A 12,908-nucleotide genomic window follows, 5' to 3' on the forward strand; every position below is an offset into this window, starting at 1 on the left:
TAGTTACATTGTATTATTATAGTGTTAAGTGTTGACATATTGCGGTTTTTTATGTTTAAATATTTATAAAAATAGGGTGGTTATTTTTGAAGATTAAAACCAGAAAAAGTAGTTTGAATTTATTCAAACTGCTTTTTTCAAGAAGGAAAGTTGGGGCGAAATGAAAAAAACGCTTTTGGAGATTGCGACTTTGATTGATGCGCAATTAAATCAAGCTACATTTAATGAAACAAAAGTGACGGGAGTGTGCTTTGATACTCGTCAAATAAAACATGGGGACTTATTTGTTCCGTTTGTTGGGGAAACAAGAGATGGACATTCTTTTGTTCGTCAAGCCGTTGAAGCAGGAGCTGCTGCAAGTTTTTGGCAAATGGATGTACCGAATCCGCCAGACGATGTGCCGCTTTTACTCGTTGAAAATACGGCGGATGCGTTTGAATTGTTTGCGAAAAAGTATCTTGCAGAAGTCGCACCGAAAGTTGTGGCGATTACTGGCAGTAACGGGAAAACGACCACAAAAGATATTACGCGGGCCATCATGAGCAGCCGTTATAAGGTGCACGCAACAAGTGGCAACTTCAATAATCACATTGGCTTACCATATACGATTTTAACGATGCCAGAAGACACAGAAGTCGCGATTTTAGAAATGGGCATGAATCATCGCCACGAAATTGAAAAACTAACGAAAATTGCTCGTCCAGATATCGCGATCATTACAAATATTGGTGAAGCACACATCGAATACTTGGGCTCGCGAGAAGAAATTGCGAAGGCAAAGCTTGAAATCGTGCTCGGGCTAAAGCGAGATGGGCTTTTGATTTATCCACACGAAGAGCCGTTAATTGCCCAACAGTTATCAAGTGACATACAAACGGAAACCTTTGGGCGAGAAAATACGGCGGATATTTACCCGCTTAAGATTACTACGGAAACGGAAGGGACTAAGTTTACTACGAATTTGGACCCAGAAACTTCCCTTTATGTGCCGATTATTGGCGAACATAATGTGTTCAATACGATGGCAGCTTTGCTTGCTGCGCGCAAACTAGGGATTGATTCTCTAGATGCAAAAGTGGCTCTAAGTGGGATGGAACGATCCAAAAGTCGGTTAGAGTGGCTTGAAGCTCCTCAGGGAACAAAGATCTTGAACGATTCTTATAATTCAAGTCCAACTGCATTAAAGGCTGTGCTTACAACCTTTATGAATATGGACGCAGCAGGGAAACGGAAAATAGCTGTTGTAGCAGATATGTTGGAACTTGGAAAAGATGCCGAGAAATTTCATCGCGAATCGGGGGAAGTGATTGAAGCGCAAAAACTGGATGAAGTTTTTGCTTACGGAGAAGCGATGCAGGCTTTTGCGGAAGCTGCTAGTGAACGAATCGGCGCAGAACATGTTCATTATTTTACTTCTAAAGATGAACTGGAAAAGGCTTTACTTCAAGCGGTAACAGGAAACGAATGGGTCCTTTTCAAAGGATCTTATGGAATGGGCTTGAAAGATGTCGTAGAAAAACTTATGATAGGGTAAGATGATTTTACGATGAAAACAGGAGTTGACAATCAAAATGGTTGCATGTTTGTGTATTCACGGTTATACGGGAACGCCAGATGAGTTAAAGCCACTCGCCGATTATTTAAAAGAGCATACCGATTGGGATGTATTAACACCGACGCTTCCCGGACATGATAAGCCGTACCATTTACGAAATGCGACTTATCAAGACTGGATTATTTTCATGGAAAGTATTTTGACGCAGCTCTTAAAAGAAGATGACGAAGTTTATTTAATTGGCTTTTCGATGGGCGGCCTTCTTGCAGGGTGGCTAGCAAGGCACCATCCTGAGGTGAAAAAACTGGCTCTTCTTAGTACTTCTGTGCACTATTTGGACTGGCCCAATTTGGTGGATAACCAAGGTCAAATGTTTGTGGAAGTAAAAGACAAGAAACTCAAGAATAGTTCGGTTTTTAGTCGCTATTTTAAACGCTTCACGGATGTTCCAAGTCAATCAAAGGCGCAGTTTGCGAAGATGGTGATGCAAGCAAAGCCAGCGCTTGCCCATCTTGAGATTCCGACTTTCATTGCGCAAGGTGGGATGGATGCGGTTATTTCTGCAAAGCAAAGCGTAGATTACTTGATGGAGACGATTCCAGGTCCGAAGCGGTTGCTCATCATGGAAGAAGCCGGGCACTTGCTTTGCCAAGATAAAGATAGGGAAGTCTTGTTTGAAAACTTGTTAGATTTCTTGAAAGAAAGCTGAAAGTGAGCCATTGCTGATCGAGCAACGGCTCACTTTTTACTTGGTGCGGATAGCTTTAAAATAGGCGTCTAAGTATTTGTGCTTCATGGTCATCCCTCACTTCATCGGTTTTTATTACCTTTCCATCATAGAAGATTCTTTTTTGGAATGTAAGCGTTTTTCTCGTTTGTGCAACGCATTTTGGGAATTTGAAACAGAAAAACGGAAATTCTATAGGTAAAGTGACCGAGAAAAGTAAAATTTGCTAGTTTTTCCGTATATTTGAATTCGCTTTCTTTTTTTTATTCGCAAAACCGACGTGAAAACGGGGTTTTCAGTTTGAAATGAAGTGGAATTCGTGTTATAATGTCTATTAGATGTTTATTAGGTTTTGTATATATAGCCTAGTGAGTTAGAGGGCTTTTTTTATTTGATACGTCGAATTGTCGATTTCAGAGCGTTTTGGAAATTACCAAGTGGTGAATAATTCAAAAGAAATCATAGTTTAGTAACTGGAAGAATGAAAGTGATTCAATCATTTTCATTTTTTATGTAGATCGTAAAGATTCATCATAAGCGTATGATGAGGATAAAGCTCTCCTGAAAAAACTTTAAGAAGATAAAGGAGAAATGACATTGACAAAGTTTTCAGAGTTTGGTCTGGACGAAAAAATTGTAAAATCTGTTAAAAGAATGGGGTTTGAAGAGGCGACGCCAATTCAAGAAAAGACGATTCCAATTGGCCTTGAAGGAAAAGATTTAATTGGACAAGCACAAACGGGTACGGGGAAAACAGCTGCGTTTGGTCTTCCGATGATCCAAAAAATCGATCAAAAAAATTCAAATGTACAAGGTTTGATTATTGCACCGACACGCGAACTTGCAATCCAAGTTTCGGAAGAATTGTACAAGTTAAGCTATGACAAGCATGTACGAGTACTTGCGGTTTACGGCGGTTCAGATATTAGCCGTCAAATTCGTTCGTTAAAGAAAAACCCGCAAATTGTTGTCGGAACACCAGGACGTATTCTTGACCATATTAATCGGCGCACGCTGAAGTTAGATCACGTTGAGACACTTGTGCTCGATGAAGCAGATGAAATGCTTAACATGGGGTTCATTGATGATATTGAATCCATTTTGAAAGAAGTCCCAGATGAACGCCAAACTTTACTATTTTCTGCAACGATGCCGGATCCAATTCGTCGCATTGGGGAACGCTTCATGCATAGCCCAGAACTTATTCGTGTTAAAGCGAAAGAAATGACAGCACTTTTGATTGAACAATTCTTTATTAAAGTGCATGAAAAAGAAAAATTTGATGTTTTAAGTCGTTTACTAGATGTACAATCGCCTGAGCTTGCCATTGTATTCGGACGAACGAAACGCCGTGTCGATGAGCTTTCGCGTGCACTTGATATGCGTGGTTATGTGGCTGAAGGAATTCACGGCGACTTAACGCAAGCGAAACGGATGAGTGTGCTACGTAAATTTAAAGAAGGAAAAATCGATGTTCTTGTTGCAACAGATGTTGCGGCTCGTGGACTAGATATTTCAGGCGTTACACACGTTTATAACTATGATATCCCGCAAGACCCAGAAAGCTATGTCCACCGGATTGGCCGTACTGGTCGTGCTGGGAAAGAAGGTATGGCGATTACTTTCGTACAACCGCGTGAAATGGGTTACCTTCGCACAGTGGAGCAAACAACGAAGAAAAGAATGCAACCTCTTAAGCCACCAACTTGGGATGAGGCTTTTGCTGGGCAACTTCGTCTTGCGACAGAAAAAATCACAGAGATTATTACAGAAGAAAATCTAGCGGATTATAAAGCAGTTGCAAGTGAATTACTTGAAAACTATGATGCAACTGATATTGCAGCAGCAATGCTTAAAATGCTTGCAAAAGAACCCGATCAAACGCCGGTTCACATCACAGAAGAACGTCCCCTTCCATCTCGCGGTGGCGGCGGAAAAGGCAAAGGAAATTACCGTGGTGGTGGCAAAGGAAACTATCGTGATCGCAACAATAGTGGCAAAGGTCGACGTGGTTCAAACAATGGTTCACGTGATCGTCGCAGCGGTGGCAAAGGTAACTACTACAAGAAATCAAATAACAATAAATAATAGCAATGTATAAAGTAAAAAGCAGTAATCTGGAGAAAAGTTCTCTCAGATTACTGCTTTTTGTTTGAATTGAATGCGGATTACCAAATGAAGGGGATCAGTTTTTTGGTGTTTTTTTGGTAAGCCTCAAATTGTTTGCCGTATTTACCACGTAAATATTTGTCTGCATTTGGAATGTAAGAGAACTTAAAAAGTAAGAGCAGAAAAACAGGAATGATCATGGCCCACCAGTTTAACGTCACAAGAGCAAATCCTGCTGCCCAAAGCACGTCGCCAAAATAGTTAACGTGGATCGCATATTTGAATAGTCCGCCTGTATATAGTTTTCCTTTGTTAGCAGGGTCATCTTTAAAGGGTTTCCGAAGTAACTCGGAAGTGGTATTAATAAAGCTCCCAATTAAAAAAAGAGCGATGCCGATTAGATACATGCTCATGTTGAAAGAACTATGATGATAGATCGCAAATAATGGGAACCCAATATAATAAATCGCAAATGCAGTACTGTTTCCGAGCGCTTCTTTCCAACTAATTCCTCTAGGGAGCCAAATAAAGCTCATCGCATTGAGGCGAATAAAAGTGATTAGTAAGCAGAAATAAAGCGCGTAACTCACAATATTTGCTAAATCTGATCTTGCAATTAAGTAAACAGCAAGCGTTAAGTAAACAAGCTGGATGATTAATGTAAATATCTTTGATCCAAGCGTTTTTTGTTTGATTCCATACATAAATTTATCCTCCTTTTGTTTCCCAGTTTGTCACAGTAAGAGAGGATTATCAAATAGAAAAGCTAAATGAAAAAGTGCCTAGTAGGATTCCTAGGCACTTTTTAAATGGCTTATTTCATGGTGTTTACAATTAAACCAATATGTGTAAAGTAGTTCATAACACCGAAAGCTACAAAGATAATTCCCGCGATCAGCCAAAGCGTTTTCACAGTTTTTACTAGTCCGGCAGCAGGATTTTTCTTCAAGATGAGTGGGAAAAGTGCGGCACCAAGCCCAGTGATGGCGTAAAGTAGCGAAATGAAGCTGGCTTCAACAAGTGGATAATCAGCAAGAAGCCCGGAAATGGGTTCTTCTTTTGGTGCGGCGAAAAGCTGGAACGTCACACCGGCAACGCCAATCGCGATAAGTGCAAGCCCCATAGCTGCCCCAAAATAGGAAAGTGGTTTTAAGAGGCCGGGCAAATCCTCTTGAAGCCGTTTAGCGATAACCTTGTCGTTTCTTGCATCCAGTTTTTCCTCACGCACGTAAACTTGGTTGCGTCTGCGAAGTAAATATGCTGCGGCAAGAAGCAAAACGCCAAATGCGAGCACCGGTTCGCCAAAAATGATGTCGTCAAATGGAAAGCCGATTTTGGAAAGTGGCCATGTGAGTGACATGTGGGCGCCTGTAAGTGTTAAAATGAAGCCCGGAATAGCGAAGCCAACAACCCAGCCATCGAGCTGACCGATTTCCTCTTTTTGAAGCTTTCTCCCAAATTGCAAAATAAGCAGTAAAGCAATCCCTGTTGCAACAGACATGATGGTATTGTAAACAGCCGTATTTGACCAATCAATAACCATTTGTTACTCCCCCTTTTTTGAATAGATTCACCTATTACTATAACACCGTTTGAAAGGGGTTTCTTCTGTTCTGTTTGGGAAATCGTGCACAAATGGCTAAGAGAAAAATGGAAGCGAGAGGGGGAGTTGTTTATAGTAAAAAAGCGAGACGAAATGGCGTACATCCATTTCGTCCCGCTTTTAATAAGAAGAAGAGGTGAAAAGCGTGGTTCTTGTTGCTTTACCCTCGTTTGCAAATGAAGTTTTTGATCGTAAGCATTTTAGTTTTGTTCTTTTGTTTTACGTTTGCGGCGAATAAGGAATAGAATAATTGTAATCAAAATCAATAAACCAGCTCCTGATAGGCCGATGATAAGCCAGATGTTTGAATGTTCAATTCCAACTGCTTCTTTGTTAATCTCTTTGGCATTTGAACCAATAGTAAAGTCTTTTTCGAATTTCCAGTGGTGTCCAGAAGCATCTTTTGCTGTCATGCTTAGATGATACTTCCCAGCTTTTAGTTCTTCATCATCCCAAGGAATGGAAAAATTATAATTGGAATTTGGAGCCATGGATTGATTTTCTTTGGTTACTTGATGGAGAACTTTGGAGCTTCCGGATTTAGAGAACTTCGCATTAATTTTCATATTTGAAATAATGACAGGGGTAGCATTTTGCAGATTCGCATTAACCACCGTGTGATAATTTTCAAGACCTGCCTTTATTTGATTTAATTTTAATTTTGGAGACACTGTTTTATCATTTTCGGAAAGACGAGCACCGATGACATATGAATAGTCATTTTTTATTTGAACAGAAGAATCTTTATCTTTATCCGTGTCTGCTTGTTTTTTATGAATATAGAAACCACCTAGTAAAATACCATCAAATTCTTTTTCAGGCATTGTAATTTCATAATCCACATCTTTTTTTTCTTTTGCATTTAAAGTGACCACTTTTTCTCCTGTAACCAGCTTGCTAAAATCATATTTTAAACTTGAATCTATCTTTTTCTTAGAAGCACTGTAATCAATGACCCCATTACGGTTAGTTGCCGCCGTATTTGGTGAAACTTCAATTTGAGCTTGTTCACTAGCATTATTCTCAAAATGAAGCGTTACTTTTTGTTTTTGTCCTGGCTTCATTCGTAAATCAAAATATGTTTTGGTTTTATCTACTTGGTTATCTGGAATAACAGCGCGTACACTGTAATTCATATCCGCTGCAAAACCTGTGCTAGGAAAGAACGATAAACTTACTAAAATCCCCATTACGATCAAAAATAATTTTTTCATTTGTTTCTCCTTTCAAAAAGAACGATAATTAAAGCTTTATTTCCTATCCAAGATGAACTTAAGAAAGTGGTGCGTCAGTTAATTCCCAGTTGATTGTTGCCGTATAATCAACATCGGCATCAGCAGTTCCTGGAAGAACTTGCAGGGTTACATTTTCATTTTCCCCAGCTGTCCCAGAGAAAACATCAACCCAAGTTCCGCGTCCAGTTTCTTTTTTAGCATTCATCATAACCTTGGCATCTGTATTGTTAAAAGCCACATCTTTTGTTTCAGGCGCTGCAGAAATATTGGCACTTTGAGTTTTTGCTTGTCCATTTTTGAAGCTTAATAGAGCGCCTTTAAGAATTTTTGTGCCATCTGCAGACTTAAATTCTGAAGCTTTAGCTGTTAATGTCCATCCAGCCCCAGTTCCGCGGTTATCCGTAACTTGTACAAATGGATTTTCATTTTGAGCACGGTAAGTCACAGTGTTTGAAGAAATTTTTTGCGTTCCAAATTCAATATTCGACACATAGTCAATTGAAAGTGGGCCACTGTTCCCAGTTCCTGGATTTTCTGGATCAGTTGGGTCAACCGGATCTGGCGGATTTGGATTATCCGGATCGGTTGGATCAACCGGTGTCGTGATACTTTCATCTGCTTCAAAAGCAATGTGGTTGTTGGAAGTTGCATCACTTGCTGGTGCTGCGAATGCCGCAGGAGCAACTCCAAAAGAAATCGTAAGGCCAAGTCCAGCTGCGACAGTAATTAATTTTTATTCATTTTATTCTCTCCCTTTTTTAGATTAAGCATTTGGTGCATCCACCAAGCTCCAGTTTAATGTTGATGAGTAGTCTCCAGAGTAGTTGCCGGCAGGAACTGTTAGTTTAATTTCTTGATTGTTAAATAAATCTTCCCAAGTTCCCATCCCTGTTTTTTCTTCTGCTTGCATGATAATAGCACTGCCACTTCCATCAGCAGCAAGAGTTGATGCGAAGTTATTAGGTGTATCTGAAACGTTTCCGGCGGTTGTTTTTAGCTCACCTTTTGGAATCGTTAGCGTAGCTCCTTTTAAAACTTTTGAAGCATCTGTTTGATCTTTAAATTCACTTAGTGCCACTTGAAGTGTCCAGCCTTGACCTTCACCACGACGGTCGGTAACTTGTACATTTGGATTTTTCGAAGTAGTTGTGTAAGTTTCTGATGTTGATGAAATTTGATGAGTTCCAAATTCAAAAGGTGTGACATTATCAATTGTCAAACTGCCAGTGTTTCCAGTACCACCACCGGGTTCACTAGGATCGATTGGATCAACGGGCGTTGTTGTATCACCAGCTGTTAAGCTAACAAAAGCTTGTGAATCAGCCGTATTCGACTCAGCTGCAAAAACTTGTGAAGCTGGACTAGCTAAAACTGCACTCCCTGCGATTGCTGTTACAAGAACTAAATTTTTAATTTTCAATGGTTATTTCCTCTTTTCATATTTTTATTTTGGATAAGATACAAACTAATTAGCACAATACCGATCAAAGAGAGAAAGGAATCAGCTTGGTCACCTGTTTTAGGAAGATGAGTAACAGAAGAAGCCTGATTCAAATCTCCTTTATTTGATTCATTTTGTTTTTTTAATTGACTAGAGGAATTCGATTTATCTTGATCCGCTCCCTCTTTTTGATGATCGTTATTCTCGTCCCCACTAATAAAGTGGATTCCTGCATGACTTTCTGCATGACTAGCTGGTTCACTTGCAAACCCAGAAGCGGGGAAAATAAAGAATAATGCGCAAAAACTAGCCAACAAAAATGTTTTTTTCATTCTTTATCTCCTTCCTATTGATTAGGGGTATCTTCTAAAGTCCACTCAACTTCACCAGCATAGTTTCCTTTATACAAACCTGGATTCAAATTGAGAGCCAGACCTTGCTGGTTGTCCCACTCAATGTTTTTCTCCGTTTCTTCATTGCTTGTCCCGGAATCAATCAAGATGGATTCGTTTTTAGATAAGACTTGCTTAGTCCCATCTGAGCCAATGAAAACAAGACCATTTGGAATCGTGTGGTTACCATCAGTCGACGTCATTTCTTGCTTCAATTTTGCACTCAGCTTCCAAGCGCTCCCAGCTACACGAGTGTCGCTAAATTTAAGCGTTCCCGGTGAAACAGGGAAGAGGGTCGTATTACTTGTTGGAACTGCCAAATTACCAAACGAAAAAGCAGGGATTTCTAGAAATGTGAGCGTGCCATCCACCGAAACTGAAATTTTTTCCACATTCGACGTGGCGCCAGCGCTATCCACCGCATAAACCTTCACCGTGTGCGTCCCCGTAGCCAGTTTTAGTTTCGTTGAAAAGTCATGGCTATTTCCTGCTGGAACATTAGCGAGGTCACCCGCAAATTTGATTGGCTCACTTTCGTCCACTTGATAATAAAGACTTACGCTGTCACTGTCGCGGTCAAGCCAAGAACCATTTAAAACAAGTTCTTCATTGTCCTTAAGCGAAATCGTACTTCCTGCATCTTGAAGTGTGAGACTTGGAGGTGCATTGCTTGAAAGCGTATAAGTCATTTCATCGCTGTGCGCGATAAAATTACTCCCAGTTACGACATCCGTGTGCTTCACTTCATAATCAGCTGCAACTTGTTTAGCTTTAACATCAAAGATAATTTTTTCGAATTTGTTCGCCTTATCCAAGTCATCAAGCGGTACTTGAAGCGAGTTTCCATCCCATAAATCATCGGATAGTGCTGTCTCTTTGCCAGCCTGATCGACCATTTTGAGCGTACCAGGAACATAACTCAAGTTTGCATCGAGGTCCTTCGTGAGAACGGGATGATCCCAGTTTACCTTGCCATCTTCATAAGTCGTTGTAATTTCATGTGTGATCGTGTCTCCTGCATAAGCCTTTTTGCCAACAATACTTTCATGACTGTCTTTTGTAAAAGCTTCCTCATGAACCGAACCATTCACAAGTCCCGGCACATTCTCGAAGACAATCCGATTTTGCGCATAACTATCACCCGTTGACCCTGTGAAACCCCAGTAAACACTTGACGTTCCAAATACATCTGAAACATTGATCGGGATAACAACAGGACTAAGCGAATCTAGCTGATAAGTAAGCGTCGAAGCACTAGCATCCCAATTTATTTGGAAATGGTGCCATTTGTCATCTGATAAATAGGTGTCCGTCGGATATTGTAAATCGTTATGAATCAGTTTTCTATAAGAACTTCCAAGAACGGAGCTGTGGTCATAATAAGAACTTCTCTTACCCGGGAAATTCCAAGCAACGTGATTTCTTTTTTTAGAAATGTCCTTGTCAAAGTCTTCATTGTAGTGTGTATCAAACTCAATTGCTACAGAATTCATGATCGCAAGGCCAAATTCACCACGTTTGTTAGAATCCCATACACCAAGACGTTCACCTTCACCCGTTCGAAACGCATTGTTTTTGTTCGGATCAGCTTGCATAACAAACGCCATCCCATCTGCGGCTTTGCTTCCTTTATCCCCGAAATACATATACATGGATGATGAAAAGTCTTTCGTAAGATCCATCATGTTGTTATCCGTGTTCCAGATCGCACCGGCTTGTTTTTTAGTGTCATTCGTTACTTCAACGATATCAAGTTTATCACCACTAATCACTGAACTATTGGCACCTGCTGGAACTTGGAAAATGCCTTCCGTTTTAATACCAGTTGGTGGGTTATTTGCTTCACTAGCATAACTCACATTGGGCAAAGCCACGAACAAAGTTGTGATGGCAAGAAAGCTAAAAACTAACTTTTTCATTTTCCCCCTCCTTTCATAAATTTCATCATCGCATTGAATAGTAGTTCTACAGATAAAAAGTCGCGATGCTGATATTCATTGTTAATTTCTTGCTGCAAAATAAATTATATAGTCTTTCCTCAAAAGCGATAGACAAAATTCAAGTTATTATAAAGTCATTTTTGTCGATTATTTTATGAAAAAATGAAGGAATGGTATTTTTAAGGGTGTAGGGAAGGGGGAAGGTAAAAACAATATAAATAGGAAATAAGAGGAACAGCTCTAATAAAAAACTGGTAAAGAATCATGAAGATCCTTTACCAGTTATAGTGTTTATGTAATTAGAAATCCCAATAAGCACTTGTGTAGTTTGTCATCATTGTGTCGCTGTTTGAACCAATTAGAGGCTCTTGAATTGGATCCCATGGAGCCATTGATCTTCTAAGTGCAGATCGGAATACGTATCCGTTTTGATTACCTTGAATCAAGCGAATCGGATAAAGTTTTTGCACGTTTCCGTAATTGATGGAAATATCTGCATTCACTTCTCCGTGAAGAAGCCAAAATTCTTTAGGCGTTTTAAAAGCAATTCGTGTCCCGTTAACTGTAATATCATTTTCTGAATAAGTGAACCAACGATCACCTAGCAAACCTTTACGTTGTACGCGGCCGCTAATGTTTTCCTTAAATGTAGGTTGTTTTGCAACAGCAGCAAACTCCTGTGGCAATTCAATTGTCAAATAAGAGTTATCCCCATCTACAAAACCAGTGTCGAATGACCGGTAGTGCAAGTCGATATAACCTGTTTCAAATCCAGGGATTTCTTCCTTGTCATAATAAGGAACGACGGATCCTGTTAGGTTCCCGTTCGCAGTTAAAACAAGTGTACGCGATTCTGGTTCCTCCGGTTTTTGTTTTTTCTTGGCATCAACTTCTGCAGGAGCTAAAACAAGCGAGCAACCAAGTGCTAATCCCATAACTCCAATAAAAAATTTTTTCTTGAGCATTAAAAGTCCTCCTTTATTTTTAGTACTTGTGCATTTTATCACGATTTTTTGATTGATAGGAGAAAACAACGGAAATGTTCACAAAAAATACACAAATAAATCGGAATTGTCTGTTTAGGATACACGTAAAGTAAACACTTTATTTTTATGTGGATTTTCTTTGTAAGTTTGTGTAAAATATATGAACTGGCACTATAGGAGGAACATGGGATGATTATTGCTTACACAGAAATCAACAAAATAAAACAGAAAGCAAGCAAGCAGATTCAAAATTTTTGGAAACGAGGGGCAAAGCACGTTTTTATTGAACAGGACCGAGAAACTCGAGCAGAATTCATAAAAGCATTGAATCAGGTGAAAACAGGCGATTATTTGATGGTGGAAACCATTGATCAACTGGGAAGAAACCACGAAGAACTCGTCAAGGTGATAAAGGAATTAATAGCGAAAGAAGCAGGTTTGCTGATTACAAGTATCCCTTTGCTGAATCAACCTTTAGATGACCCCCAATTCACACGATTTGTGGAAGAACTGCTTCTTCAGCTTTTGAAAAATATGAAAGAACGCGAAACACTTGAACGCAGACGCAAACAAGCCGAAGGAATTCGAGCAGCGAAAGAAAAAGGGGTTTACAAAGGCAGACCTGCTTTATATGCAGCAGATGCTAAAAACCCAGCGAAGCGACTCATTTATCATAGTATTGTAAAGATGCTAAAAGCAGGGGAATCCGTTCAAAAAATTGCGAGAGAGCACAAGGTCTCACGAACAACCGTCTACCGCATAAAACAAGAACTAGATACGCTAGAAACAGGGGAAGAGACTTGTTAAATTGAATAAAAAAGCCAGAAGGAAATTTCCTTCTGGCTCAGACTGTAGACAAAGTAGTGAAAAACTTTGTTTACAGTCTTTTTTTAGATATACTTGTGATAGAACATACATAA

12 protein-coding genes are annotated in these 12,908 nt (G+C 39.7%); 4 read left to right on the forward strand and 8 right to left on the reverse strand.

All coding sequences use genetic code 11. From position 1 onward, the window contains the following. The first annotated feature begins 160 nt into the window (after nucleotides 1–160). From HCK02_RS11735 to cshA, 3 genes are all read left to right on the forward strand, one after another. Nucleotides 161–1,534, forward strand: coding sequence for a UDP-N-acetylmuramoyl-tripeptide--D-alanyl-D-alanine ligase (locus tag HCK02_RS11735; protein ID WP_167630298.1), 1,374 nt, complete (start codon nucleotides 161–163; stop codon nucleotides 1,532–1,534). A gap of 37 nt (nucleotides 1,535–1,571) precedes the next feature. Beyond that, nucleotides 1,572–2,264 carry an alpha/beta hydrolase gene (locus HCK02_RS11740; protein ID WP_167630299.1) on the forward strand — a complete coding sequence of 231 codons (693 nt, stop codon included), beginning with the start codon at nucleotides 1,572–1,574 and terminating at the stop codon, nucleotides 2,262–2,264. A 615-nt stretch (nucleotides 2,265–2,879) separates the two neighbouring features. Continuing rightward, the gene (cshA, locus tag HCK02_RS11745; RefSeq protein ID WP_167630300.1) at nucleotides 2,880–4,370 is read left to right on the forward strand and encodes a degradosome RNA helicase CshA; all 1,491 of its coding nucleotides are present in this window, start codon (nucleotides 2,880–2,882) and stop codon (nucleotides 4,368–4,370) included. 80 nt (nucleotides 4,371–4,450) lie between these two features. On the opposite strand, the gene HCK02_RS11750 is transcribed toward cshA, so the two are convergent. The 8 genes from HCK02_RS11750 to HCK02_RS11785 all read right to left on the reverse strand — a co-directional run bounded on the left by HCK02_RS11750 (nucleotide 4,451) and on the right by HCK02_RS11785 (nucleotide 11,967). Further along, nucleotides 4,451–5,095 carry a DUF1295 domain-containing protein gene (locus tag HCK02_RS11750; RefSeq protein ID WP_167630301.1) on the reverse strand — a complete coding sequence of 215 codons (645 nt, stop codon included), beginning with the start codon at nucleotides 5,093–5,095 and terminating at the stop codon, nucleotides 4,451–4,453. Nucleotides 5,096–5,205: 110 nt separating this feature from the next. Beyond that, a complete protein-coding gene (locus HCK02_RS11755; RefSeq protein ID WP_167630302.1) occupies nucleotides 5,206–5,934 on the reverse strand; it encodes a DUF981 family protein in 729 nt (242 codons plus the stop codon). Between the two features lie 260 nt (nucleotides 5,935–6,194). Next, nucleotides 6,195–7,208 (reverse strand): WxLIP family cell surface protein, encoded by a 1,014-nt coding sequence (locus HCK02_RS11760; protein ID WP_167630303.1) that lies wholly within the window; start codon nucleotides 7,206–7,208, stop codon nucleotides 6,195–6,197. A 58-nt stretch (nucleotides 7,209–7,266) separates the two neighbouring features. Continuing rightward, nucleotides 7,267–7,956 carry a WxL domain-containing protein gene (locus tag HCK02_RS11765; RefSeq protein WP_167630308.1) on the reverse strand — a complete coding sequence of 230 codons (690 nt, stop codon included), beginning with the start codon at nucleotides 7,954–7,956 and terminating at the stop codon, nucleotides 7,267–7,269. A gap of 36 nt (nucleotides 7,957–7,992) precedes the next feature. Continuing rightward, nucleotides 7,993–8,649, reverse strand: a complete 657-nt coding sequence (locus HCK02_RS11770) for a WxL domain-containing protein (RefSeq protein ID WP_122866107.1) — start codon at nucleotides 8,647–8,649, stop codon at nucleotides 7,993–7,995. Beyond that, nucleotides 8,646–9,002, reverse strand: a complete 357-nt coding sequence (locus HCK02_RS11775) for an LPXTG cell wall anchor domain-containing protein (protein WP_167630304.1) — start codon at nucleotides 9,000–9,002, stop codon at nucleotides 8,646–8,648. Before HCK02_RS11775 ends, HCK02_RS11770 begins: the two co-directional genes overlap by 4 nt. A 14-nt stretch (nucleotides 9,003–9,016) precedes the next feature. Then, nucleotides 9,017–10,981 carry an L-type lectin-domain containing protein gene (locus HCK02_RS11780; RefSeq protein WP_167630305.1) on the reverse strand — a complete coding sequence of 655 codons (1,965 nt, stop codon included), beginning with the start codon at nucleotides 10,979–10,981 and terminating at the stop codon, nucleotides 9,017–9,019. 320 nt (nucleotides 10,982–11,301) lie between these two features. Next, a complete protein-coding gene (locus HCK02_RS11785) occupies nucleotides 11,302–11,967 on the reverse strand; it encodes a hypothetical protein (protein ID WP_167630306.1) in 666 nt (221 codons plus the stop codon). Between the two features lie 210 nt (nucleotides 11,968–12,177). On the opposite strand from HCK02_RS11785, the gene HCK02_RS11790 reads away from it, so the two are divergent. Further along, a complete protein-coding gene (locus HCK02_RS11790; protein ID WP_167630307.1) occupies nucleotides 12,178–12,795 on the forward strand; it encodes a recombinase family protein in 618 nt (205 codons plus the stop codon). The last annotated feature ends 113 nt before the right edge of the window (nucleotides 12,796–12,908 follow it).

The organism is Listeria valentina, from assembly GCF_011800755.1.
Lineage (GTDB): Bacteria > Bacillota > Bacilli > Lactobacillales > Listeriaceae > Listeria > Listeria valentina.

What these genes read in the sequence shown, in the direction of transcription:
- HCK02_RS11760 (WP_167630303.1), bottom strand. Translation starts at nt 7,208, where the DNA reads ATGAAAAAATTATTTTTGATCGTAATGGGGATTTTAGTAAGTTTATCG.
- HCK02_RS11790 (WP_167630307.1), top strand. Translation starts at nt 12,178, where the DNA reads ATGATTATTGCTTACACAGAAATCAACAAAATAAAACAGAAAGCAAGC.
- HCK02_RS11780 (WP_167630305.1), bottom strand. Translation starts at nt 10,981, where the DNA reads ATGAAAAAGTTAGTTTTTAGCTTTCTTGCCATCACAACTTTGTTCGTG.
- HCK02_RS11785 (WP_167630306.1), bottom strand. Translation starts at nt 11,967, where the DNA reads ATGCTCAAGAAAAAATTTTTTATTGGAGTTATGGGATTAGCACTTGGT.
- HCK02_RS11740 (WP_167630299.1), top strand. Translation starts at nt 1,572, where the DNA reads ATGGTTGCATGTTTGTGTATTCACGGTTATACGGGAACGCCAGATGAG.
- HCK02_RS11755 (WP_167630302.1), bottom strand. Translation starts at nt 5,934, where the DNA reads ATGGTTATTGATTGGTCAAATACGGCTGTTTACAATACCATCATGTCT.
- HCK02_RS11735 (WP_167630298.1), top strand. Translation starts at nt 161, where the DNA reads ATGAAAAAAACGCTTTTGGAGATTGCGACTTTGATTGATGCGCAATTA.
- HCK02_RS11775 (WP_167630304.1), bottom strand. Translation starts at nt 9,002, where the DNA reads ATGAAAAAAACATTTTTGTTGGCTAGTTTTTGCGCATTATTCTTTATT.
- HCK02_RS11750 (WP_167630301.1), bottom strand. Translation starts at nt 5,095, where the DNA reads ATGTATGGAATCAAACAAAAAACGCTTGGATCAAAGATATTTACATTA.